The sequence below is a fragment of the Streptomyces pactum genome (genome assembly GCF_002005225.1).
In the GTDB taxonomy this organism is placed as follows: domain Bacteria; phylum Actinomycetota; class Actinomycetes; order Streptomycetales; family Streptomycetaceae; genus Streptomyces; species Streptomyces pactum_A.
In genome coordinates this window covers 4,456,135-4,478,874 of record NZ_CP019724.1, presented here as the reverse complement: position 1 = coordinate 4,478,874, position 22,740 = coordinate 4,456,135, and the positions used below count along the sequence as shown (strand labels likewise).

19 protein-coding genes are annotated in these 22,740 nt (G+C 71.2%); 10 read left to right on the top strand and 9 right to left on the bottom strand.

All coding sequences use genetic code 11. From position 1 onward, the window contains the following. Positions 1-6: 6 nt before the first annotated feature. The 4 genes from efeB to B1H29_RS18925 all read left to right on the top strand — a co-directional run bounded on the left by efeB (position 7) and on the right by B1H29_RS18925 (position 5,043). Complete coding sequence (gene efeB, locus B1H29_RS18940; protein ID WP_055422073.1) at positions 7-1,338, top strand: iron uptake transporter deferrochelatase/peroxidase subunit; 1,332 nt, start codon at positions 7-9, stop codon at positions 1,336-1,338. An 86-nt stretch (positions 1,339-1,424) separates the two neighbouring features. Beyond that, positions 1,425-2,357, top strand: coding sequence for a prephenate dehydratase (pheA, locus tag B1H29_RS18935; RefSeq protein WP_055422074.1), 933 nt, complete (start codon positions 1,425-1,427; stop codon positions 2,355-2,357). 569 nt (positions 2,358-2,926) lie between these two features. After that, positions 2,927-4,204: a serine--tRNA ligase gene (gene serS, locus B1H29_RS18930; protein WP_055422075.1), complete on the top strand. Its 1,278-nt coding sequence runs from the start codon at positions 2,927-2,929 to the stop codon at positions 4,202-4,204. Then, positions 4,201-5,043 (top strand): HAD family hydrolase, encoded by an 843-nt coding sequence (locus B1H29_RS18925; protein ID WP_055422076.1) that lies wholly within the window; start codon positions 4,201-4,203, stop codon positions 5,041-5,043. The genes serS and B1H29_RS18925 overlap by 4 nt, the downstream gene beginning before the upstream one ends. Positions 5,044-5,291: 248 nt before the next feature. Here B1H29_RS18925 and B1H29_RS18920 read toward each other — a convergent pair whose 3' ends face one another. The 5 genes from B1H29_RS18920 to B1H29_RS18900 form a co-directional block, all read right to left on the bottom strand. Beyond that, positions 5,292-5,570, bottom strand: a complete 279-nt coding sequence (locus B1H29_RS18920) for a hypothetical protein (RefSeq protein WP_055422077.1) — start codon at positions 5,568-5,570, stop codon at positions 5,292-5,294. A 110-nt stretch (positions 5,571-5,680) separates the two neighbouring features. After that, a complete protein-coding gene (locus tag B1H29_RS18915; RefSeq protein WP_055422078.1) occupies positions 5,681-6,400 on the bottom strand; it encodes an ABC transporter permease subunit in 720 nt (239 codons plus the stop codon). An 11-nt stretch (positions 6,401-6,411) separates the two neighbouring features. After that, positions 6,412-7,323, bottom strand: a complete 912-nt coding sequence (locus tag B1H29_RS18910; RefSeq protein WP_055422079.1) for an ABC transporter ATP-binding protein — start codon at positions 7,321-7,323, stop codon at positions 6,412-6,414. Continuing rightward, the gene (locus B1H29_RS18905; protein WP_055422080.1) at positions 7,320-8,228 is read right to left on the bottom strand and encodes a hypothetical protein; all 909 of its coding nucleotides are present in this window, start codon (positions 8,226-8,228) and stop codon (positions 7,320-7,322) included. Before B1H29_RS18905 ends, B1H29_RS18910 begins: the two co-directional genes overlap by 4 nt. Further along, complete coding sequence (locus B1H29_RS18900) at positions 8,218-9,180, bottom strand: ABC transporter ATP-binding protein (protein WP_055422180.1); 963 nt, start codon at positions 9,178-9,180, stop codon at positions 8,218-8,220. Before B1H29_RS18900 ends, B1H29_RS18905 begins: the two co-directional genes overlap by 11 nt. Positions 9,181-9,452: 272 nt before the next feature. Here B1H29_RS18900 and B1H29_RS18895 point away from each other — a divergent pair, with 272 nt between their 5' ends. The 6 genes from B1H29_RS18895 to B1H29_RS18870 all read left to right on the top strand — a co-directional run bounded on the left by B1H29_RS18895 (position 9,453) and on the right by B1H29_RS18870 (position 15,094). Continuing rightward, positions 9,453-10,295 carry a M24 family metallopeptidase gene (locus B1H29_RS18895; protein ID WP_055422081.1) on the top strand — a complete coding sequence of 281 codons (843 nt, stop codon included), beginning with the start codon at positions 9,453-9,455 and terminating at the stop codon, positions 10,293-10,295. Next, positions 10,292-12,049 (top strand): SDR family oxidoreductase, encoded by a 1,758-nt coding sequence (locus B1H29_RS18890; RefSeq protein ID WP_055422082.1) that lies wholly within the window; start codon positions 10,292-10,294, stop codon positions 12,047-12,049. Before B1H29_RS18895 ends, B1H29_RS18890 begins: the two co-directional genes overlap by 4 nt. A 149-nt stretch (positions 12,050-12,198) precedes the next feature. Continuing rightward, positions 12,199-12,753 carry an RNA 2'-phosphotransferase gene (locus B1H29_RS18885; RefSeq protein ID WP_055422083.1) on the top strand — a complete coding sequence of 185 codons (555 nt, stop codon included), beginning with the start codon at positions 12,199-12,201 and terminating at the stop codon, positions 12,751-12,753. Between the two features lie 6 nt (positions 12,754-12,759). Beyond that, positions 12,760-13,200, top strand: a complete 441-nt coding sequence (locus tag B1H29_RS18880) for a hypothetical protein (protein ID WP_055422084.1) — start codon at positions 12,760-12,762, stop codon at positions 13,198-13,200. Positions 13,201-13,252: 52 nt separating this feature from the next. Then, positions 13,253-14,158, top strand: coding sequence for an LLM class flavin-dependent oxidoreductase (locus B1H29_RS18875; RefSeq protein ID WP_055422085.1), 906 nt, complete (start codon positions 13,253-13,255; stop codon positions 14,156-14,158). 48 nt (positions 14,159-14,206) lie between these two features. Then, positions 14,207-15,094 carry an HAD family hydrolase gene (locus tag B1H29_RS18870; RefSeq protein WP_055422086.1) on the top strand — a complete coding sequence of 296 codons (888 nt, stop codon included), beginning with the start codon at positions 14,207-14,209 and terminating at the stop codon, positions 15,092-15,094. A 112-nt stretch (positions 15,095-15,206) separates the two neighbouring features. Here B1H29_RS18870 and B1H29_RS18865 read toward each other — a convergent pair whose 3' ends face one another. The 4 genes from B1H29_RS18865 to cydB form a co-directional block, all read right to left on the bottom strand. Further along, positions 15,207-16,256: a M23 family metallopeptidase gene (locus B1H29_RS18865; protein WP_055422087.1), complete on the bottom strand. Its 1,050-nt coding sequence runs from the start codon at positions 16,254-16,256 to the stop codon at positions 15,207-15,209. Positions 16,257-16,378: 122 nt separating this feature from the next. Next, a complete protein-coding gene (locus B1H29_RS18860) occupies positions 16,379-18,061 on the bottom strand; it encodes a sensor histidine kinase (protein WP_055422088.1) in 1,683 nt (560 codons plus the stop codon). A gap of 80 nt (positions 18,062-18,141) precedes the next feature. Further along, on the bottom strand, positions 18,142-21,645 hold the full coding sequence (gene cydD / locus B1H29_RS18855) for a thiol reductant ABC exporter subunit CydD (RefSeq protein WP_055422089.1): 3,504 nt from the start codon (positions 21,643-21,645) through the stop codon (positions 18,142-18,144). Between the two features lie 81 nt (positions 21,646-21,726). After that, positions 21,727-22,731, bottom strand: a complete 1,005-nt coding sequence (cydB, locus tag B1H29_RS18850) for a cytochrome d ubiquinol oxidase subunit II (protein WP_055422090.1) — start codon at positions 22,729-22,731, stop codon at positions 21,727-21,729. Between the last annotated feature and the right edge of the window lie 9 nt (positions 22,732-22,740).

Below are 22,740 nucleotides of genomic sequence, written 5' to 3'. Positions count from 1 at the left end.
CGCACCATGGCTGACCAGTCCATCCCGCAGGCCCGTACCCCCGAGGCGACCCGCGGGGCGCCCGACGGCTCCGGGCCGCTCGACACCGGGGGAGCCACCGCCCACGAGGGCATCTCGCGGCGGCGGCTGCTCGGCACCGCCGGCGCCACCGGGCTCGTACTCGGCGCGGCGGGCGGCGCCGCGGGTTACGCCGCCGCGCCCTCCTCCGCAGCCACGCCGCTCACCTCGCTGGGCAGCGAGCGGGTGATGTTTCACGGGAAACATCAGCCCGGCATCACCACCCCGATGCAGGCCTGCGGCCACCTCGTCGCCTTCGACCTGGCGGCGGGCGCCGGCCGCAAGGAGGCGGCCGCGCTGCTGCGCCGCTGGTCCGACACCGCCCGGCGGCTGATGGCGGGGGAGCCTGCCGGCACCCGTGACACCAGCGTGGCCCGGGACGCGGGGCCCTCCTCGCTGACCGTCACCTTCGGATTCGGGCACAGTTTCTTCGGCCGGACCGGCCTGGAGGAGCAGCGCCCGGTCGCCCTCGATCCGTTGCCCGACTTCTCCTCGGACCACCTCGACAAGAGCCGCAGCAACGGTGACCTGTGGGTGCAGATCGGCGCCGACGACGCCCTCGTCGCCTTCCACGCCCTGCGCGCGATCCAGCAGGACGCCGGGTCGGCCGCGCGCGTCCGCTGGCAGATGAACGGCTTCAACCGCTCACCGGGAGCCACCGCGCATCCCATGACCGCCCGCAACCTCATGGGCCAGGTCGACGGCACCCGCAACCCGAAGCCCGCCGACACCGACTTCGAACAGCGGGTCTTCGTCCCCGAGAAGTCCGAGCAAGCCGGGAAGAACGAGCAGGCATGGATGGCGAACGGCTCCTACGCCGTCGTACGCCGCATCCGCATGCTCCTCGACGACTGGGAGACGCTTTCGGTCAAGGCCCAGGAGGACGTCATCGGGCGCCGCAAGTCCGACGGGGCACCGCTGTCCGGAGGCATCGAGACGACCGAGATGGACCTGGAGAAGACGGACAAGGCCGGGAACCTGGTCATTCCGATCAACGCCCACGCCCGCATCACCCGCCCCGACCAGAACGGCGGCGCGGCCATGGTCCGGCGCCCCTTCTCGTACCACGACGGCTTCGACGCGGACGGCGTCCCCGACGCGGGTCTGCTCTTCATCTGCTGGCAGGCCGACCCGCTGCGCGGCTTCGTGCCGGTGCAGCGCAAGCTGGACCGGGGCGACGCGCTGTCGCGGTTCATCCGGCACGAGGCGAGCGGTCTGTTCGCGGTGCCGGGTGGGGCGGCGCAGGGGGAGTACGTGGGCCAGCGGCTGCTGGAGGGGTGAAACCGGCGGGGAGTCATCCCGGGCACAGGCAGGTGCGGGACGCGGGAGCCTCCTCTCCTTCTCTCCGGGCCCACTAGGGTGAGGTCATGCCAGCCAGTTACGCGTATCTCGGCCCCGAAGGCACCTTCACCGAAGTCGCTCTGCGCACACTTCCGGAGACGGCGACCCGGGAGCTGGTCCCGTACGTTTCCGTCCAGTCGGCGCTCGACGCGGTGCGCAACGGCGAGGCCGAGGCCGCGTTCGTGCCGATCGAGAACTCCGTCGAGGGCGGCATCACCACCACCCTCGACGAGCTGGTCGCCGGCCAGCCGCTGATGATCTACCGCGAGGTGCTGCTGTCCATCACCTTCGCGCTGCTGGTCCGCCCCGGCACCGAACTGTCGGACATCAAGACGGTCACCGCCCATCCGGCCGCCCAGCCCCAGGTGCGCAACTGGATCAAGAAGCGCCTCCCGGACGTCGCCTGGGAGTCGGCCGCCTCCAATGCCGACGGGGCCCGCCTGGTGCAGGAGGGCCGTTACGACGCGGCCTTCGCCGGCGAGTTCGCCGCGGAGCGCTACGGCCTGGAGGTCCTGGAGTCCGACATCCACGACGCGGAGAACGCCCAGACACGCTTCGTGCTGGTCGGCCGGCCCGCCCGGCCCGCGGCACCGACCGGCGCGGACAAGACGTCTGTCGTGCTCTGGCAGCGCGACGACCATCCCGGCGGCCTGCGCGACCTGCTGGGCGAGTTCGCCACCCGGGGCATCAACCTCATGCTTCTGCAGTCCCGGCCCACCGGTGCCGGCATCGGCAACTACTGCTTCTGCATCGACGCCGAGGGACACATCTCCGACCGCCGGGTGGCTGACGCCCTGATGGGCCTGAAGCGGACCTGCCTCCAGGTTCGCTACCTGGGTTCGTACCCGCGCGCGGAGGTCGAGCCGGCGGACGTGGGCGCCCTGCGGCCGGGCACCTCGGACGAGGCGTTCGTCGCTGCGGCGGACTGGGTGGCGCGTTGCCAGGACGGCCGTTTCTGACGGCCGGAACCGGCCAGTCCTACCTGCTGATTTTCGTTGTCCACAGGGATCTGCAAGTTATCCACAGGTCCGCTTCTCGACCTGGGGACAAGTCGACAACCAAGTGGGATTCAGTCGACAAATCCCCCACAGCTTCCCACTTCGTCCACAGGCGCACAGGTCACCCTTCGTCCACCTGTTTCTCGCCCTCCATCCTCCGGAGTGACACCGAGTGTCCCGTTTCCACTCGAAAGTGGGGGCGTGAAGGGTTTGCGCGGCCCGCTTCGGGAATTGGAAATGATCACTTCCCGCGAGTCCACAGATCTTTCGCACAGCCTGTGGATAACTTTTCCGGATCGGGGATTCCTGTGGACAGACAAGCGCCGCCGGAGGCCCAAGTCCCGGTCTCCACTAACGAATGCGGTCAACCCGCCGTCCACCTGCCGCCCCGTTCCGGGGAATGGATCGCCATTCATTGACCCGCGAGAACAGAAGTACACATGCCGCAATTCCCTCATAACGGAACGTGAGAGCGGTGTTCGCCCATAGTGAGTCGAGACCCGTCACCGCACACCGGTAGCCTTGACCGCGTGATTGACCTTCGCCTGCTCCGTGAGGACCCTGACCGTGTGCGCGCGTCGCAGCGCGCCCGTGGAGAGGATGTCGCGCTCGTCGACTCCCTCCTGTCTGCCGACGAGCGGCGCAGGTCGTCCGGCGTCCGCTTCGACGAGCTGCGCGCCGAGCAGAAGGGCCTCGGCAAGCTCATCGGCAAGGCCTCCGGTGACGAGAAGGCCGAACTGCTGAAACGGGCGAGCCAGCTCGCCGCCGACGTCAAGGCGGCCGACGCCGAACGCGACAAGGCCGCCGCCGAGACCCAGGAGCTGCTCCAGCGGCTCGGCAACCTCGTCCACCCCGACGTCCCCGTCGGCGGCGAGGAGGACTTCGACACGCTGGAGACACACGGCACCCACCGCGACTTCGCGGCCGAGGGCTTCGAGCCCAGGGACCACCTGGAGCTGGGCCAGCTCCTCGGCGCCATCGACGTCGAGCGCGGCGCCAAGGTCTCCGGTTCGCGCTTCTACTTCCTGACCGGCGTCGGCGCGCTCCTGGAGCTCGCCCTGGTCAACGCGGCGATCGCCCAGGCCACGGCGGCCGGCTTCACGCCGATGCTGACCCCGGCGCTGGTGCGCCCGCAGTCGATGGCCGGCACCGGTTTCCTCGGCCAGGCCGCCCAGGACGTCTACCACCTCGACAAGGACGACCTGTACCTGGTCGGCACGTCCGAGGTGCCCCTCGCCGCGTACCACATGGACGAGATCCTGGACGCCGACCGCCTGCCGCTGCGCTACGCCGGCTTCTCGCCCTGCTTCCGCCGTGAGGCGGGCTCACACGGCAAGGACACCAAGGGCATCTTCCGGGTCCACCAGTTCGACAAGGTCGAGATGTTCTCCTACGTCCTCCCCGAGGACTCGCAGGCCGAGCACCAGCGCCTGCTGGAGTGGGAGAAGCAGTGGCTGACGTCGCTGGAACTGCCGTTCCGGGTCATCGACGTCGCCTCGGCCGACCTGGGTTCCTCGGCCGCGCGCAAGTACGACTGTGAGGCGTGGATCCCGACCCAGGGCAAGTACCGCGAGCTGACCTCGACCTCGGACTGCACCGAGTTCCAGTCGCGCCGACTGTCGATCCGGGTGCGTGAGGACAAGAAGGTCCGCCCGCTGGCCACACTCAACGGCACGCTGTGCGCCGTACCGCGCACCATCGTGGCGATCCTGGAGAACCACCAGCAGGCCGACGGCTCGGTGCGCGTGCCCGAGGTGCTGCGCCCGTACCTGGGCGGCCGGGAGGTCCTGGAGCCGGTGGCCAAGTGATCGACAACGGCTCCGCCGCGAGTCCCGACGTCGGTTCGGCCGGGAATTTCCCGTACCGGCTGATCGCGACCGACCTCGACGGCACGCTGCTGCGCGGTGACGACTCGATCTCGTCACGTACCCGCGAGGCGCTCGCCTCGGCCACCGCGGCGGGCGCGGCCCACATCGTGGTCACCGGCCGCGCGGTCCCGTGGACCCGGCACATCCTCGACGACCTCGGTTACGACGGGCTGGCCGTCTGCGGTCAGGGCGCGCAGGTCTACCATGCCGGGGAGCACCGGCTGCTGACCTCGGTCACACTGGACCGTCAACTGGCCGGGGTGGCACTGGCGAAAATCGAGGCGGAGACCGGCCCGCTGTACCTGGCGGCGAGCCGTGACGGCCTGGACGGCGACGTCCTGGTCGGCCCGGGCTACGCGGTCGGGGGCGACCTGCCGGCGGTGCCCTTCACCGACGCCTCGGACCTCTGGTCGGCGCCGCTGAACAAGATCTACATCCAGCATCCGACCCTGTCGGACGACGAGCTGGCCGAGGCGGCCCGGCACACCGCGGGCGGCTTCGTCACGGTGACCATGGCCGGCGCGGGCGTCGTCGAGCTGCTCCCTCTCGGCCTGTCCAAGGCCACCGGCCTGTCCCTGGCGGCGCGTCGGCTCGGTCTGAAGGCCGCGGACACGATCGCGTTCGGCGACATGCCCAACGACATCCCGATGTTCGGCTGGGCCGCCCGGGGCGTGGCGATGGCCAACGCCCATGAGGAGCTGAAGGCGGTGGCCGACGAGGTGACGTCCTCGAACGACGAGGACGGTATCGCGGTGGTACTGGAGCGGCTGGCGGCCTGATCCCCGCCCCCGACGAGAAGCCTGACCCTGCCGCCGCCGAAAAGAAGAAGGAAGGCTTCGGGGCTCCGAGACCCAGCTCCAGCCGCACGGTCCGGACGGCGCCGATGTCCCCGTCGGTCGGCCCACGCGAGGCGTCTCGCGTGCTCGAAGCGGCCGCCCGATGCGTCGGCGCCGTCCGGCCTCGTGCACCACCACAGTGCCGGTACGGAAAGCCGGGCGCCACCGATTAAAAGCGGACGTACGCCGCGTTACCGTCGGCGCCACCTGCGACGGCGGCTCTTGCTGAAGAACCATCCGGCGGGCGGTTCGTCGGAGCGCCACGGTTGCGGCTCCGGCTTCTCGCGGCTCCAGCGGGCGGCGAGCATCCGGGCGCGGGCCGACGGCTCGGAGGTCCCGGCCTCGCGTATGAACTCCTCGTCCAGGACGAGGCCGTCCCAGGTGTCGTCACCGGCGCCGTCCGGGGTGCCGTCCCCGGCACCGTCCTCCGGCTGTCCGCGGCCGTTCTGCTGAGGTGTCCGACCCGCCATCCCGGTTCCTCCCAGTCCTGCGTCCCCCGTGTCTCCCCCGTGCGTTGCCGGCCCAGTGTGCCCGCGCCGGGGTGAAGGCCCCGTCAGGAGCGGGGCCCCGGATCACCGCATCACTCCTCCCCGGCGAGCGTGAGCGACCGCAGCTTCTGGCCCGCGTACCAGGTCGCGAGCACGGTGACCCCGGCCAGCAGCACCGTGGCGGTGGGCAGGCCGACGTCGGAGGTCACCAGGTTCCCGTCAGCGACCTTCTGGGCCACCGCCAGCGACCACTGCTGGACGCTCAGGGTGCGGGCGCCGGGCACCAGGGAGCCGAACAGGGCCTCCCAGACGAGGGCGTAGACGAGCCCGAAGACCACCGCGTGCCGGGACACCGTGCCCAGCAGCAGGAACAGCGCGGCGTAGGCGATGGAGGCGACCAGCGCGGCGATCGTGTAGGCGACGGCGACCTGCTGGCCGTTGCCGTTGAGGATCAGGCCGGCGAGCAGGGTGGGCACGGCGGAGAAGACCATCGTCACGGCGATGGCGACGATCAGCTTGGTGAAGATGATCGTCGGCCGCTTGATCGGCTTGGACAGCAGATACACCACCGAGCCGTCGTCGATCTCGGGGCCGATGGCTCCCGTGCCGGCGATGACGCCGATGATCGGCACCATGGTGGCGAGGGCGAATCCGCCCAGCACGTCCGCCGCGGTCTGGTCGTCGGCCCCGGCCAGTGCGCGCACCGCCACGGCGATGACGAGCAGCAGCAGGGGCAACGCGCCCAGGATGAGGGCCCGGCGGCGGCCGAGCAGGGCTCGGTAGGTGAGCCTGGCGACTGTGGGGTCGTACATTCTTCGGCCTCCTACGCCGCGACGAGATACGAGAAGACGGACTCGAGGGACTCGTCGGACGGCGAGACCGTGAGCAGCCGGATGCCGTGGTCGCGGGCGACCTTCGGCAGCAGGGCCGTGAACCGGCCGAAGTCGACGGCCTGGATGCGCAACGCGCCCTCGGCGAGGTCGACCTCGATGCCGGACGTCGACGGGTCGGCGATGAGCGCCGCCGCGAGGGCCCGGTCGTCGCTGGAGCGCACCAGGTAGCGGTGCGGCCGGTCGGTCATCAGGCGGCGGATCTTGCGGAAGTCGCCGCTGGCCGCGTGCCGTCCGGCGACGATGACCTCGATGTGCCAGGCGAGCTGCTCGACCTCTTCGAGGATGTGCGAGGAGAACAGCACCGTGCGGCCCTCGTCGCCCATGCGCCGGAGCAGGTTCATGAGCTGCATGCGCTGGCGCGGGTCCATACCGTTGAAGGGCTCGTCCAGCAGGAGCAGCGAGGGGTTGTGGACGAGGGCGCTCGCCATCTTCACGCGCTGCCGCATGCCCTTGGAGTACGTGGCGATCTTCCGGTCCTGCGCGTACTCCATCTCGACCGTGGCGAGCGCTTCGTGGGCCGCCTTGGCGCCGAGGCCGTGCAGCTCGGCGTTGGCGAGGACGAACTCGCGGCCGGTGAGGAAGTCGTACATCGCCTCGCGCTCGGGGACGACGCCTATGTGCTGGTAGATGGCCTCGTTGCGCCAGACGGGCCGGCCGTCGAGGGTGACGGTGCCGGTGGAGGGGGCGAGGAAGCCGCCCATCATGTTGATGAGGGTGGACTTCCCCGCGCCGTTGGGCCCGAGGAGGCCGGTGACGCCGGGGCCGATCGTCATGGTGATGTCGTTGACGGCGACCACGTTGCCGAACCAGCGGGAGACGTGGTCGATGTTCAGCGTGGTCACAGTCCCACCTTCTTGTAGCGGCGCACCAGCAGGCCGTAGGCGCCGGCGATGAGGCCCAGGGTGACGAGGACGTAGACCGCGCCCTCGCCGTTGCTCGGACCGACCCCGCCGGGGAAGGCCGAGGTGGCGCCCAGGAAGGCGGACTGCACGCCGTCGATGAGGGTGACCGGCGAGAACAGGCCGATCCAGGCGACGGCCCCGGAACTGCCCTGGACGTCCGCGATGGCCTGGAGCGTGGAGACCGCTCCGTAGGTGATGGTGAGGACGGCGATGACGGCCGCGATGCCGAAGCCGCGGCGCGGGGTGACCGACGCGACGACCAAGCCGAGGCCGGCGAAGAGCAACGAGAGCAGTGCCACGGAGACGAGTCCCTGTGCGAACCCCTTGGTCTGGTCCGCGAAGTCGAGTTTGGCGAGCAGCGCGCCCACGTAGAGCACCACCAGGGGGGCGGCGGTGAGGATGAACAGCGCCGAGGCCAGCGCCGCGTACTTGGCGCGGACGTAGTCGGCGGTCTCGATCGGCCGCGAGAAGTACAGCGGCACGGTCTTGAAGCGCAGGTCGCGCGAGACGGACTGGGGGGCTTGCGAGGCGACGTAGAGGCTGATGACGGCCTGCAGGACGATCGCGTAGCGCGTGTAGTCCAGGGGCAGGTCGTTCGCCTTGGTGGCGACGGCGACGGCGACCATGATGGCCGCGGGCAGGCACATCACCACGAAGAGCAGCATCGGCAGCACCTTGGACTTGGCCGAGCGGCCGAGGCCGTAGGCACCGCGCAGGGACTGCGAGTACAGCGAGCGGCGGGCGTAGGCGCGGCCGAGGCGGGGGCCGTCGTAGCTGCGGTAGCCGATGTTGTGGATGCGGGTCTGGTCACCCGGGACCGTGGCTGTGGGCTGTTCAGTTGCCATGGCCGACCGCCTCCTTCCGTTCTGCGTCGCTGTCCGTGAAGACCTCCGAGATGTGGTGCCGGCGCTGCTCCATGCGCACCAGACCGAGGCCGAGGTCGGCGATGACGTCTCTGACCAGGTCGTAGGTCTCTTCGCCCGCCGCGGTGAGCAGCAGGACGTGGCCGGCGCCGGGCAGGCCGCTGCCGTCCTGGACGGTCACTCCGCGCGCGTCGAGCGCGTCGCGCACCGCGCGGGTGCCGTCGGGGTGCTCGTCGGTGTCGGTGACCTCGATCGCGAGGGTGGTCGTGGTCTGGGTGAAGTCCGTGGTGGAGCTGGAGCGCAGCAGCTTGCCGCCGTCCACGACGACTACGTGGTCGCAGGTGCGTTCCAGTTCGCCCAGCAGGTGCGAGGTGACCAGGACGGAGATGCCGAAGTCGGTGTAGATGCGGCGGATGAGGCCGAGCATCTCGTCGCGGCCGACCGGGTCGAGGCCGTTGGTGGGCTCGTCGAGGAAGACTAGCTGCGGGTCGTGCACGAGTGCCTGCGCGAGCTTCACGCGCTGCTTCATGCCGGTCGAGTAGCCGCCGATGGGCCGGTAGCGCTCCTCGTACAGTCCGACGTGGCGCAGGGTGTCGGCGGTGCGTTCGCGGGCGGCGGTGGGCGGCAGGCCGGACATGCGTGCCATATGGACGACGAACTCGGTGGCCGAGACGTCGGGCGGCAGGCAGTCGTGTTCCGGCATGTAGCCGACTCGCTCGCGGATGTCGGCGCCCTTGGTGGCGACATCGAGTCCGAGCACTTCGGCCCGGCCCTCGGTGGCGGGAGACAGACCCAGCAGGATCTTGATCAGGGTGGACTTGCCGGCGCCGTTGGCACCGACGAGTCCGGTCACACCGGGTCCGACGTCCACGGAGAGCCGGTCGAGCGCGGTCACCCGGGGGAACCGCTTGCTCAGGCTTTCGGTCGCGATCACAGTCACACCCATGACAGTAGTGACGGGCGCCACTGCGGTCATCAGACCGGAGAGCCGTCTTGGAGTCAGACTCGAGTAGTACGGGCCCGTAGGGGATGCCGTGCTTGAGAGCTACGGAGCGGTCTCCCGGGCCCGCGCGTCCCGCCCTATTGACGCCGGGTCTAACAACTGGGAGATTCGGCGACGTCACGTTACGGGCGAGTAGCCCGGTCGGCGCGGACCTCGCCCGGCTCGTGGGCGGGTGGACGGAGCGACGGGTGGAACGAGGTGGCATGACGACGGCAGTGGCAGCGGAACTCCGCACGGAGCTGCGGGGGTTCCGGCAGGTGCAGCGCCTCGCCTACGAGTGCGCCGAGGCGGTGGCGGACCGGCTGGAGCCGGGGGTGACCGAGCGCGAGGCGGCCCGGATGCAGCGCGAGTGGCTGCGGGAGCGGGGCGTTCGGGACTGGTTCCACCTGCCCTTCGCCTGGTTCGGCGACCGCACGGCGTTCACGGACTTCCGCGTTCCGCTGCAGTTCTTCCCCACGGGGCGCCGACTGGAGCCGGGCATGCCGTTCATCCTGGACATGGCCCCGGTGTACCGGGGTTTCACCGCCGACATCGGCTACTCCGGCTCGCTCGGCCCCAACCCGGTGCGGCAGCGGCTGATGGCCGACCTGGAGGCGCACCGCGAGCTGATCCTGCGCGAGGTGCGCGAACGCCGTCCGCTGCGGGAGATCTACGAGGACGTGGACCGGCTCATGGTCCGCCAGGGCTACGCGAACCGGCACCGCGCCTACCCCTTCGGCGTGATCGCCCACAAGGTGGACCGGGTCCGGGAGCGGCGCCTGTCCCCGCGCCTGTTCGGCTTCGGCACCCAGTCGCTCAAGGGCCTGGCCGGCGACGCGCTGCACGGTCACCGCGAGGGCTGGTCCCCGCTGTGGTCGCCGTACCGCTTCTCCGACCACCCGCCCCGGCCGGGGCTCTGGGCGGTCGAACCCCACCTCGGTTTCCGGGGCACCGGTGCGAAGTTCGAGGAGATCCTCGTCGTCACCGACTCCGCGGATCCCGAGCAGAGCGCCTTCTGGCTGGACGACGATCTGCCGCACGTGCGGCGCTGGGCGGAGGAGAAATGACGGTCCTGGACGGTGCGCGGGAGCGCTGGGTGCGCACGGGCGGGGTCGAGCTGTGCGTGGCCGAGCTGGGCGATCCGCAGCAGCCCACGGTCGTCCTGGTGCACGGCTACCCGGACAGCAAGGAGGTCTGGTCCGAGGTCGCCACCCGCCTCGCCGACCGCTTCCACGTGGTTCTCTACGACGTCCGGGGCCACGGCCGGTCCACCGCGCCGAGCCCGCTGCGCGGCGGGTTCACCCTGGAGAAGCTGACGGACGACTTCCTGGCCGTGGCGGACGCCGTCAGCCCCGGCCGGCCCGTGCACCTGGTGGGCCACGACTGGGGCTCGGTGCAGTCCTGGGAGTTCGTGACGGTCAGGCGTACCGAGGGCCGCATCGCCTCCTTCACCTCGATGTCCGGTCCCTCCCTGGACCACTTCGGGCACTGGATCAACAGGCGTCTCAGGCGCCCCACCCCGCGCCGGGTCGGCCAGCTCCTCGGCCAGGGCGCCAAGTCCTGGTACGTCTACCTGCTGCACACGCCCGTACTGCCCGAACTGGCCTGGCGCGGCCCCCTCGGCAAGCGCTGGCCGGGCATCCTCCGGCGCGTCGAGAAGGTGCCCGGCGGTGACTACCCGACCCCGTCCCTGCCGACGGACGCGGCGCACGGGGCGTGGCTGTACCGGGACAACGTCCGGCCCCGGCTGCGCCGGCCGCGCGACGACGCCTACGCGCACGCGCCCGTGCAGCTCATCACGCCCCTCGGCGACGCGTTCCTGTCGGAGCGGCTCTACGACGAGCTGGAGCTGTGGGCGCCGCGGCTGACCCGCCGCACACTGACCGCCAAGCACTGGGTGCCGCGCACCCGGCCGGACCGGCTGGCGGACTGGATCACGGAGTTCGTCACCGCCGTCGACGGCGGGCGGTCCGAGGTCGCGGCGAGCGGGAAGTACGCCGACCGCTTCGGTGGGCAGCTCGTGCTGGTCACCGGCGCGGGCAACGGCATCGGGCGGGCGACGGCGTTCGCGTTCGCCGAGGCCGGCGCGCGCGTGGTGGCCGTCGACCGGGACACCGAGTCCGCCGCCCGCACGGCGGAGCTGTCCCGGTTGATCGGTGCGCCGGCGGCCTGGGCGGAGACCGCCGACGTCTCCGACGAGCAGGCCATGGAGAAGCTCGCGGCCAAGGTCGCCGCCGAGTACGGCGTGGTGGACATCCTCGTGAACAACGCCGGGATCGGCATGTCCGGCTCCTTCTTCGACACCACGCCGGAGGACTGGAAGAAGGTCCTCGACGTCAATCTGTGGGGAGTGATCCACGGCTGCCGCCTGTTCGGCCGGCAGATGGCGGAGCGCGGGCAGGGCGGCCACATCGTCAACACCGCGTCGGCGGCGGCCTTCCAGCCCTCCAGGGCACTGCCCGCCTACAGCACGTCCAAGGCGGCGGTGCTGATGCTGAGCGAGTGCCTGCGCGCCGAGCTGGCCGGGCAGGGGATCGGTGTCACGGCGATCTGCCCGGGTCTCGTCAACACCAACATCACCTCCACGGCGCACTTCGCGGGGGTCGACGCCGACGAGGAGAAGCGACGGCAGCGGCGCACGGCGCGGTGGTACGGGTTGCGCAACTACCCGCCGGAGAAGGTCGCCGACGCCGTCCTGGAGGCGGTCGTGCGCGACAAGGCCGTGGTGCCGGTGACACCGGAGGCCCGGGGCGCCCATCTCATGTCCCGTTTCCTTCCGGGGGCGTTGAGGCGGCTCGCGCGTGTGAAACCGCCGCTGTAGTTTCCACAGAAAGGCCCAAGCACCCTGTGGATAACCTGACTTGACTGTGGATCAAACCTCGGCGGCAAAACCGATCGCGTGATGCGTGTCTCTCTCGGCAGGCTTGGTCCATGCCACAGAAGAACAGGCGGGAACACAGGCAGGGGCACATGGACGACAGACGCACCCGCACCGTGAAGGTGTCCAAGTATCTGTCGAAGCACCTGCGCCACCAACCGGGGAGCATCGGTCTCACGCTCGACGAAGGGGGCTGGGTCGAGATCGACACGCTGATCGCCGCGGCTTCCGCGCACGGCTTCCGCTTCACCCGTGCCGAGCTCGATCACGTGGTCGCCACCAACGACAAACGGCGCTTCGCGATCGAGGGAACGCGTATCCGCGCCAGCCAGGGTCACAGCATCGACGTGGACCTCGCGCTGCCCCCGGCGGCCCCGCCGCCCTATCTCTTCCACGGCACCGTGGCCCGGCATCTGGACGCCATCCGCGCCGAGGGACTGAGACCGATGAACCGGCACGACGTGCACCTCTCACCGGACCGCGAGACCGCGACCAGGGTCGGTGCCCGCCGCGGTCGGCCGGTCGTGCTGTCGGTGGACGCCGCCGCCATGCACCGCGACGGACACGTCTTCCACGTCAGCGCGAACGGGGTCTGGCTGACGAAGAACGTGCCACCACGTTATGTGCGCTTTCCCGCCCGCCACTGATCCCGCATGATCGGTGGCATGAAGCAGTTGCCCACCACCCAGGCCGCTGTCACCGCTCTCCGCGCCATCGCCGCGCAGTACGCGGTGGAGATCGAGGTCACCGACGACATCGGCGCCGACCAGACCTCCCGCCGCACCGCCGCAGGCGTGGGGGTGACCACCGACGCCGACGGCTCCCTCCCCCACGAGGCGTTCGTCGAGTTCGGCGGAGTGCCCCGGGTGAGTGTCCGGCTCTTCTCCGAGGGCGACGCCCTGATCACCGTCGAGGACGTCGAGTGCCCCGACATCCCGCGCGACGACGTCCCCGCGTTCCTCCACTCCGTCTTCGGCGGTCTCGCCTTCGTCAAGGGGCGCCGCTTGATCGTGCCGCTGCCGGGTGACCGGACGCACAAGGAGTTCGTGCCGATGATCCTCCTCACCCCGTGGCTGAGCAGTCGCGCACGGTGACACCGGTGGCTGTTTCACGTGAAACCGGAGGCGGCGGCATAGGCTCGGAGGCATGAGTCTGCGTCTGAGCACCGTGATCCTCCCGTACCGCCGGTGGCACGAAGGCGGCCGTTCGACCTGGACGCGTGCTGAGCAACTCGGTTTCCACACCGCGTACACCTACGACCACCTGTCCTGGCGAAGCTTCCGGGACGGCCCGTGGTTCGGTGCCGTGCCGACGCTCACCGCTGCCGCGGCCGTCACCGATCGGCTGCGCCTGGGCACCCTGGTGACCTCGCCGAACTTCCGGCACCCGGTGACGCTCGCCAAGGAGTTGATCTCCCTCGACGACATCTCCGGCGGTCGGGTCACGCTCGGCATAGGAGCCGGTGGCACCGGCTTCGACGCCACCGCCCTGGGCCAGGAGCCGTGGACTCCACGCGAGCGGGCCGACCGGCTCGCCGAGTTCCTCCCGCTCCTCGACCGGTTGCTGACCGAGGACGCCGTGTCGTACGAGGGTGACTACTACTCGGCGCACGAGGCACGCAACATCCCGGGCTGTGTACAGCAGCCACGGCTGCCCTTCGCGGTGGCCGCGACCGGTCCGCGCGGGCTGCGGCTCGCCGCGCGGTTCGGACAGGCGTGGGTGACCACCGGCGACCCGAAACTGTATGAGACCGGCACTCCTGAGCAGTCGGACCGGGCACTGCGGGAGCAGAGCGACAAGCTGGCCGACGCCTGCGCCGCGATCGGCCGCGAGGTCAGTGAGCTGGACAGGGTCCTGCTCACCGGCTTCACACCCGACCGCAGCCGGCCACTGGAATCCGTGAACGCGTTCGTGGACTTCGCCGGCCGGCACCGCGACCTGGGCTTCACGGAGCTCGTCGTCCACTGGCCGATCCCCGACTCGGACTTCACGGCGGACGAGAAGATCTTCGAGCGGATCGCCATGGAGGCACTGGCGCAGCTCAGGCAATGAGAGCCGTAGCTCACAGATGTGCGGACTCGTGCACGATCGTGCAGGCATATGCGTGACAATGACCGGGTGACCTCAGCGACCCGACAGTCCGAGCCCCCGGCCGCCGCCACCCGCCCGCGGCTCATCGCCACCGACCTCGACGGCACACTGCTGCGCGACGACAAGTCGGTCTCACCGCGCACGGTCGCCGCGCTCGCCGCCGCCGAGAAGGCGGGCATCGAGGTCTTCTTCGTCACCGGCCGTCCCGCCCGCTGGATGGACGTCGTGAGTGCCCACGTCCACGGTCACGGCCTCGCCATCTGCGGCAACGGGGCCGCCGTGGTCGACCTGCACGGCGGCCCCGGCGCCCATCGGTTCGTGAAGGTCCGGGAGCTGGCCCGGGACAACGCGCTGGAGGCCGTGCGGCTGCTGCGCGAGGCGGCGCCCGGCACGGTGTACGCGGTCGAGCAGACGTACGGCTTCCATCAGGAGCCGGCGTACCCCAAGCTGCACATGGAGGTCCCAGACGACCTCCTGCCCGCCGAGGAGATCCTGGCGCCGGGCGGTCGCGCCTCCGCCGAGCCGGTCCTCAAGATCCTGGCCTTCCATCCCGAGCTGGACCCCGACGGATTCCTCACGCTGGCACGCCTCGCCATCGGCGACCGCGCCAACGTCACCCGCTCCAGCCCGAGCGCCCTGCTGGAGATCAGCGGGCCGGAGGTCTCCAAGGCCAGCACGCTCGCCCTGTGCTGCGCCGAGCGTGGCATCTCGCACGAGGAAGTCGTCGCCTTCGGTGACATGCCGAACGACGTGGAGATGCTCACCTGGGCGGGGCGGTCGTACGCGATGGGCAACGCGCACCCGGACGTGATCGCCGCCGCGTCGGGGCGGACCGTCGCGAACAACGACGACGGGGTGGCGGTCGTGATCGAGCGGATGCTCGCGGACCTGCCCTAGCGGCCGGTCCCGGGTGCCCCGGCCCGGCAGCGCCTCCTGGTCCGGCGGCTCGTCCCGGCCCGAGCGCGCCCCGGCCCCCGGGACTCACGCTCCCGCAGGACTCCCGATCCCGTCAGAGCGGCACTCCGTGACGTGACAGCCACGGCACCGGGTCCAACGCCGATCCCATCTCCGGGGTGATCCGTACCTCGAAGTGCAGGTGCGGGCCGGTGGAGTTGCCGGTGCTGCCCGACTGTCCGACCCACTGCCCGGGACGGACCCGGTCGCCCTGGTCGACGGCGACAGCGGCGAGATGGGCGTACTGCGTGTAGTAGCCGCCCGCGTGCTGGACCACGACCTGGATCCCGAAGGCGCCGCCGCACGACACCTTCACCACCCGGCCCGCGCCGACCGACCGCACCGGTGTCCCGACCGGCACCGCGAAGTCCTGGCCGGTGTGCCGGTTCGCCCACCGCCTCCCACCGCTGCCGAAGGACGCCGACAGCTCGTACGCCTCCACCGGAGCCACCCAGGACCGGCCGGTACGCCCGTACGGCTGGTCGAGACGGACCGCTCCGGGACATGAACCGGCCGCGACCGAGGCGTCCGCCTGCCCCTCCAGCCGCGACCGCGCCGCCTCCAGCTTGCCCTCGACCTGCTTCTTCAGCTCCGCCAGAGCGGCGTTGCGCTCCTCCAGCGCCTGCCAAGCCGCCTGCGCCTCCGCCTCGTCGGCGGCGAGTCGCGCCTCGGCCCGCAGGCTCCTTCCGATGGCATTGCTCACCGCCAGATCCGCGCGCGAGTACGCCCGCTGACCACGCATCAGCTCGTCCGGGTCGTCGGCGAGGATCATCTGTGCGGTGAGCGGTAGCCCGCCGCCGCTGCGGTACTGGGCACGGGCGATCCGGCCCAGGTCCTCGTGCATGGAGTCGATCTTCTGCCGATGCCGGTCGAGCCGCTTCTCGTGCTCCAGGGCCTTCGACCGCTGCACCTCGGCCTCGCGCCGCCCGTCCTCGTACTGCTGGGTGGCCCTGGCCGCGTCCTCGTACAGCCGCGCCACATGCGCGCCCAGTGCGGGAACGGAGCCGTCGTCCTCGTCCGTGCCGTCGGTGGGTCCGGCCGCGAGCACGGCGAGCGCGCACAGCACCACCGGAACGATCCGTGGACGGCGACGAGGTGAGCGCATGTCAGCGATCGTGGCCCGGGCAGGGGCGCACGGTCTTGTTCAGGTCGTACGAGTGGGGGACCGGTTGCTGCACTCGGCTCAGTACGGCTGCTGCACATGGGGCAACACCACGTCGGCGGCGCTCAGTACGGCGCCTCCCACAGCACCGTCGTACCGGCGCCGTCCGCCCTGATGCCCGGGCCGAGCCGGCTCGTGCCGCCGATGCTCTCGGCACGGCGCTCGAGGTTGTGCAGGCCGCTGCGCCGGCCGCCCTCGGGAATGCCTACGCCGTCGTCCGCGACGGTCAACCGCACGCCCCGCCGGCCGTCCGGCAGAGTCGCCGTCACGTCGACGACCACTTCGATACGGGTGGCGTGGGCGTGACGGAAGGCGTTGGACAGGGTCTCGCGCAGCGCGGCGATGAGGTTCTTGCCGGTCAGCTCACCGACGGTGGTGTCGACCGGACCGACGAAGCGGTGCGCGGGCGTGAAGCCGAGCGGGACCGCGGCCATGGTGATCTCGCGCAGCACCTGGGTGCGCAGCCCCGCCGGTGTCTCGGCGGGCTGCCGCAGTGCGAAGACCGCCGAGCGGATCTCCTGGATGGTGACGTCGAGTTCGTCGACGGCCCCGCCCACCCCGTCGCGCACCTCGGGCACGACCGACCTGCGCTGGGCGCTCTCCAGCATCATCCCCGTGGCGAACAGCCGCTGGATAACGAGGTCGTGCAGGTCCCGGGCGATGCGGTCCCGATCCTCGTAGACCGCGAGCCGCTCCCGGTCTCGCTGGGCGTCGGCCATCATCAGCGCCAGCGCGGCCTGCGAGGCGAACCGGTCGCCGAGCGCGCGTTCCGCCTTCGTGAACGGGCGCTCGCCCCGGGCGCGGGGCATGACGAGGCTGCCGAGGACCCGCCCGTCCCGGCACAGGGGCAGCAGCATGATCGGTCCGTACGCGCGCACCGGTCCGGCTTCCAGGCGCGGGTCGGTTGCGGCGTCGTCCACGAACACGGATCGGCCCGCGAGCAGTTCGGCGACGATGCCGTTCTCCGACGGGATGAGCATGCCCAGAGCCTTCGTGGGACGCTCCGCCGCCACGGCCGCGACCTCCAGGCCGCCCTCGTCGGCAGGCAGCAGCACGATCCCGGCGGCCGCCCCGGAGAGCCGGCGGGCCTGGTCGGCGACGACTTGGAGCGCGTCGTCCACATCGCCGCCGGAAAGCAGCGCGGTGGTCACGGCGACCGACCCGTCGACCCAGCGCTCCCGCTGCTGGGCGGCCTCGTACAAACGCGCGTTGCCGATGGCGATACCGGCTTCCGTGGCCAGGACGCGGACCATGGCGAGGTCGTAGTCGTTGAACGGCTCCCCCGCGTGTTTGTCCGTCAGGTAGAGATTGCCGTAGACCTCGCCCTGTACGCGGATGGGGACGCCGAGGAAGCTGCGCATCGGCGGGTGGTGCTCGGGGAAACCGCACGCGCGCGGGTCCTCCCTCAGGTCCGTGAGCCGGACCGGCTCCGGGTCGCGGATGAGGGCGCCCAGGAGGCCTGTGTGGCCGTCGGGAAGGTGGCCGATCCGCCGGACGGTCGCGTCGTCGACACCGTGGTGCACGAAGTCGGCGAGGCCGTCGCCGTCCTCGCCGATGACGCCGATGGCCGCGTACCGGGCGTTCGCCAGATCGGCCGCCGTCTCACAGATCCGGTGCAGCGTGGAGTGCAGCTCCAGTCCGCTGCCGACGGACCGCACCGCGTCCAGCAGTTTCGGCACCCGTGACAGGAGCTCGGCCGAGGCCCCCGCACGGTGCGGCGGGGGGCCAGGAGGCGGTGCTGGGGGCATGACCCGAGCCTAGTGAGACCTTTTTGTTCAGGAAAGTCGTATTCGTGAAAAATTTCGAGAGCCCTGACACGGGCTGCCGGTCACTCCGCTCCCACCAGCAGCTCCGACGCGGCCTCCCGCTCCGCCATCGCCCGCAGCGGCCCCGGCACCGCGGCCAGCTCCGCGTACGTCCCCCGCTGCGCGACCCTGCCCTCGTCCATGACGATGACCTCGTCCACGGCCGCCAGACCCACCAGTCTGTGCGTGATCAGCAGGGTGGTACGGCCTTCGGTGGCGGCCAGCAGATCGGCGGTGAGCGCGTCGGCGGTCGGCAGGTCGAGGTGCTCCGCGGGCTCGTCGAGTACCAGGACGGAGAAGTCGGCGAGCAGCGCCCGGGCGAGTGCCAGCCGCTGCCGCTGCCCGCCGGACAACCGTGCCCCGTGCTCCCCGACCAGCGTGTCCAGGCCGTCGGGCAGGCTGTCGGCCCAGTCCAGCAGCCGGGCGCGCCCCAGTGCGTCGCGCAGCTCGCTCTCGGTGGCGTCCTTCCTGGCCAGGAGCAGGTTCTCGCGCACCGAACTGTCGAAGAGGTGCGCGTCCTGGGCACACAGCCCGACGAGCCGCCGTACATCGTCACCGACCAGGGCGTAGGCGTCCACACCCGCCAGCGTGTAGGAGCCCACCTTGGCGTCGAGGAACCGCAGCAGCACCTGGGCCAGGGTCGTCTTGCCGGACCCGGACGGTCCGACGACGGCGACGCGGCGGCCCTCCGGCAGCGTCAGATCGAGCCCCGCCAGGGCGTCCCGGTCCTGCCCGGCGTGGCGGGCGGCCAGCCCCTTGAGGACGACCGGGAACGGCGACGCGGGCGCCTGCCTGGGCGCCTCCGGCTCCCGTACGGGCTCCGGGGCGTCGAGCACCTCGTACACCCGCTCGGCACTCCTGTGCACGCGCTGCCGGTACTGCACGGCCAGCGGCAGCCCGAGTACGGCCTCGAAGGCCGCCAGCGGAGTGAGCACCACGACGGCCATGGCCACGCCGGCGAGCCGGCCGTCGGCGACCGCCTGGATCCCGGCCAGGGCGGTCCCGGCGACGGTCAGGCCGGAGATCAGCGCGGTGAGCCCGTCGCCCAGCGCGGTGGCGGTGGCGGCACGCGAGGCGATCCTGGTGAGCACGCCGTCGGCCCGGCGCGCCTCGGCGGCCCGCGCGGGCAGAGCGCCGGCGACGGTCAGCTCGCCGGTGCCGGTGAGCAGGTCGGTCACCCGGGTGGCGAGCACGCCGCGGGCCGGAGCGAGCCTGCGCTCGGCCCGCCGAGCCACGGCGCCGGTGACCAGTGGCACCCCGGCTCCGGCCGCCAGCAGACCGACCGCGAGCACGACGCCCGCCTCCGGCAGCAGCCAGGCCGTGAAACCGACCGACGCGGCCGAGACGACCACCGCGGACGCCGCGGGCAGCAGCCAGCGCAGCCAGTAGTCCTGGAGGGCGTCCACGTCGGCGACGAGCCGGGAGAGGAGATCGCCCCGGCGGCTGCGGCGCAGCCCGGCGGGTGCCAGGCGCTCCAGGCGCCGGTACACGGCGACCCGGGTGTCGGCCAGCATCCGCAGCACGGCTTCGTGCGACACGAGCCGCTCGGCGTAGCGGAACACGGCCCGCCCGATGCCGAAGGCGCGCGTCGCCGTCACGGCCACCATCAGATACAGCACCGGCGGCTGCTCGGAGGCCCGCGAGATGAGGTACCCGGACGTGGCCATCAGACCGACGGCGCTGCCAAGCGCCAGGCTGCTGAGCAGCAACGCGAGACCGAGCCGTCCACGCCGGGCGGCGGACATCGCCCGCACTCGGGCGAGGACGCCGCCGCCTTCGGCCTCCGCCGAGGGGGCCGGATCCCCGCTCGATGCCGGAGCGGTGGCTCCAACGGCCTCTTCCAGAGGACGGGCGACAGTCGCCGCGGAGGTGCCGTCGATCGCGGCGGCGGGTGCCGGCTCCTCCAGCCGCACCACCCGGTCGGCCACCTCCAACAGCGCCGGCCGGTGCACCACCAGCAGCACCGTCCGCCCCTCCGCCAGCCTGCGCACGGCCGCCACGACCTCTGCCTCGGTGGCACCGTCCAGGGCGGCCGTCGGCTCGTCGAGCAGCAGCACGGGCCGGTCCGCGAGGAACGCCCGGGCCAGCGCCAGCCGCTGCCGCTGCCCGGCGGACAACCCGGCGCCGTCTTCCCCGAGCGCCGTCCCCGCCCCCTCGGGCAGCGCGTCCACGAACTCCTGCGCGCCCGCGTCCCGCAGCGCCCGCCGCACGGCGGTGTCGTCGGCGTCGGGCCGGGCCAGCCGTACGTTCTCGGCGATGGTGCCGGCGTACAGGTGGGGGTGCTGCGGAACCCAGGCGACGCGGGCGTGCCACTGCGTCAGGTCGAGGGAGTCGAGATCGGCTCCCCCGATACGCACTCGTCCGCCGACCGGATGCACGAAGCCGAGGAGGGCGTTGAGGAGCGTCGACTTGCCCGCGCCGCTCGGGCCGACGAGCGCCACCGTCTCGCCCGGTTCGACGGTGAAGCTCACGTCCGCCACGGCGTCCGCGGCACGTCCGGGATAGCGGACGGTCACGCCCTCGAAGGACAGCGCACCGTCCGTCGGCAGGGGGCCGGTCCCCGAGGCCGGCACGGGCCTCTCCAGCACCTCGAAGATCTCCTCGGCGGCGGCGAGCCCCTCCGCCGCCGCGTGGTACTGCGCCCCCACCTGCCGCAGCGGCAGATAGGCCTCGGGCGCCAGCACGAGGACCACCAGGCCGTCGTACAGGGCCATGTCACCGTGGACGAGCCGCATGCCGATGGTGACGGCGACGAGTGCCACGGAGAGTGTGGCGAGCAGTTCCAGCGCGAACGACGACAGGAAGGCGATCCGCAGCGTACGCATGGTCGCCTGCCGGTACTCGCCGGTGATGCGCTTGATCGATTCGGCCTGGGCCTTGGCCCGCCCGAAAACCTTCAGCGTCGGCAGCCCGGCGACCACGTCCAGGAAGTGCCCGGACAGCCGGGACAGCAACCGCCACTGACGGTCCATCCGAGACTGTGTGGCCCAGCCGATCAGCACCATGAAGATCGGGATGAGCGGCAGGGTGCCGACGATGATGGCCGCCGATACCCAGTCCTCGGTGACGATGCGGGCCAGCACCGCCACGGGTACGACCACCGCGAGACCCAACTGCGGCAGATAGCGCGAGAAGTAGTCGTCGAGGGCGTCGACTCCCCGGGTGGCCAGCGCCACCAGCGACCCGGTCCGCTGCCCGCTCAGCCAGCCGGGGCCGAGCGCGGTGGCCTTCTCCAGCAGGCGGCCTCGCAACTCCGACTTCACTGCTGCGCTCGCCCGGTGCGCGGCCAGCTCGGTGAGCCAGCCGACCAGCGCACGTCCGCCGGCGACGGCCACCAACAGCAGCAAGGGGGTGCGGAGCTCGGCGGTTGCCATGCCGTGCTGGAAGGCACCCACCACCACTTCTGCGATGAGCATCGCCTGTGCGACGAGCAGCCCGGCGCCGACGGCACCCAGGACGACGATCGCCGTCAGGAAGAACCTGGTGGCGCGGGCGTACCGCAGAAGACGCGGATCGATGGGTTTCACGTGAAACAGGCCTTCCTGTCCGGAGAGCGCGTTTCACGTGAAACGTGGCACCGCCTCACGTGAACCACACCCTGCCCGGACTCAGTGCGCGGATTCGGCGATGTGCTGGGTGCCGATTCGCTTGCGGAACACCCAGTACGTCCAGCCCTGATAGAGCAGGACGACCGGCGTGGCGACCGCGGCCAGCCAGGTCATGATCTTCAAGGTGTAGGGGCTGGACGAGGCGTTGGTGACGGTGAGGCTCCAGTCCGCGTCGAGCGTGGACGGCATGACGTTCGGGAAGAGCGTCAGGAAGAGCATCGCCACGGCGGCCACGATGGTGACGCCGGACAGGGCGAACGACCACCCCTCGCGCCCGGCCTGATTCGCCACCAGGGCGATCACCAACGCGGCGACGGCCACCACAAGGGCGACCAGGCTCTTGCCGTCCCCGTTGTCGGCCTGCGTCCAGACCAGGAAAGCCAGGGAGAGCACGGCGGTGACGACACCGATGCGCAGCGCCATGGTCCGGGCTCGCTCGCGGATCTCACCGACGGTCTTGAGCGCCGTGAACACCGTTCCGTGAAAGGTGAACAGCGTCAGTGTGACCAGGCCGCCGAGGAGTGCGTACGGGTTGAGCAGGTCCCCGACGGAGCCGACGTACTCCAGATCCCGGTCGATCTTCACTCCGTGGACGATGTTGCCGAAGGCCAGGCCCCACAGGAAGGCCGGGATCAGCGAGGTCCAGAAGATCGCGGTCTCCCAGTTGCGCTGCCAGCGCTCCTCGGGCCGCTTCACCCGGTACTCGAAGGCGACGCCCCGGACGATCAGGCAGACCAGGATGACGAGCAGGGGCAGGTAGAAACCGGAGAAGAGCGTGGCGTACCACTCGGGGAAGGCCGCGAAGGTCGCACCGGCGGCCGTGAGCAGCCACACCTCGTTGCCGTCCCACATGGGGCCGATGGCGTTGATCAGCACGCGCTTCTCGGCCCGGTCCCGGGCGAGCAGCTTGGTGAGTACACCGACCCCGAAGTCGAAGCCCTCCAGGAAGAAGTAGCCGGTCCACAGGACGGCGATGAGTACGAACCAGACGTCGTGCAGTTCCATGACTGTGCA

Excerpts from the sequence above, each read along its gene's own strand:
- B1H29_RS18905 (WP_055422080.1), bottom strand. The coding sequence starts at position 8,228 with ATGGCAACTGAACAGCCCACAGCCACGGTCCCGGGTGACCAGACCCGC.
- cydB (WP_055422090.1), bottom strand. The coding sequence starts at position 22,731 with ATGGAACTGCACGACGTCTGGTTCGTACTCATCGCCGTCCTGTGGACC.
- B1H29_RS18885 (WP_055422083.1), top strand. The coding sequence starts at position 12,199 with ATGGACGACAGACGCACCCGCACCGTGAAGGTGTCCAAGTATCTGTCG.
- B1H29_RS18890 (WP_055422082.1), top strand. The coding sequence starts at position 10,292 with ATGACGGTCCTGGACGGTGCGCGGGAGCGCTGGGTGCGCACGGGCGGG.
- efeB (WP_055422073.1), top strand. The coding sequence starts at position 7 with ATGGCTGACCAGTCCATCCCGCAGGCCCGTACCCCCGAGGCGACCCGC.
- B1H29_RS18880 (WP_055422084.1), top strand. The coding sequence starts at position 12,760 with ATGATCGGTGGCATGAAGCAGTTGCCCACCACCCAGGCCGCTGTCACC.
- B1H29_RS18875 (WP_055422085.1), top strand. The coding sequence starts at position 13,253 with ATGAGTCTGCGTCTGAGCACCGTGATCCTCCCGTACCGCCGGTGGCAC.
- B1H29_RS18870 (WP_055422086.1), top strand. The coding sequence starts at position 14,207 with ATGCGTGACAATGACCGGGTGACCTCAGCGACCCGACAGTCCGAGCCC.
- B1H29_RS18920 (WP_055422077.1), bottom strand. The coding sequence starts at position 5,570 with ATGGCGGGTCGGACACCTCAGCAGAACGGCCGCGGACAGCCGGAGGAC.
- B1H29_RS18865 (WP_055422087.1), bottom strand. The coding sequence starts at position 16,256 with ATGCGCTCACCTCGTCGCCGTCCACGGATCGTTCCGGTGGTGCTGTGC.
- B1H29_RS18860 (WP_055422088.1), bottom strand. The coding sequence starts at position 18,061 with ATGCCCCCAGCACCGCCTCCTGGCCCCCCGCCGCACCGTGCGGGGGCC.
- B1H29_RS18915 (WP_055422078.1), bottom strand. The coding sequence starts at position 6,400 with ATGTACGACCCCACAGTCGCCAGGCTCACCTACCGAGCCCTGCTCGGC.
- B1H29_RS18895 (WP_055422081.1), top strand. The coding sequence starts at position 9,453 with ATGACGACGGCAGTGGCAGCGGAACTCCGCACGGAGCTGCGGGGGTTC.
- pheA (WP_055422074.1), top strand. The coding sequence starts at position 1,425 with ATGCCAGCCAGTTACGCGTATCTCGGCCCCGAAGGCACCTTCACCGAA.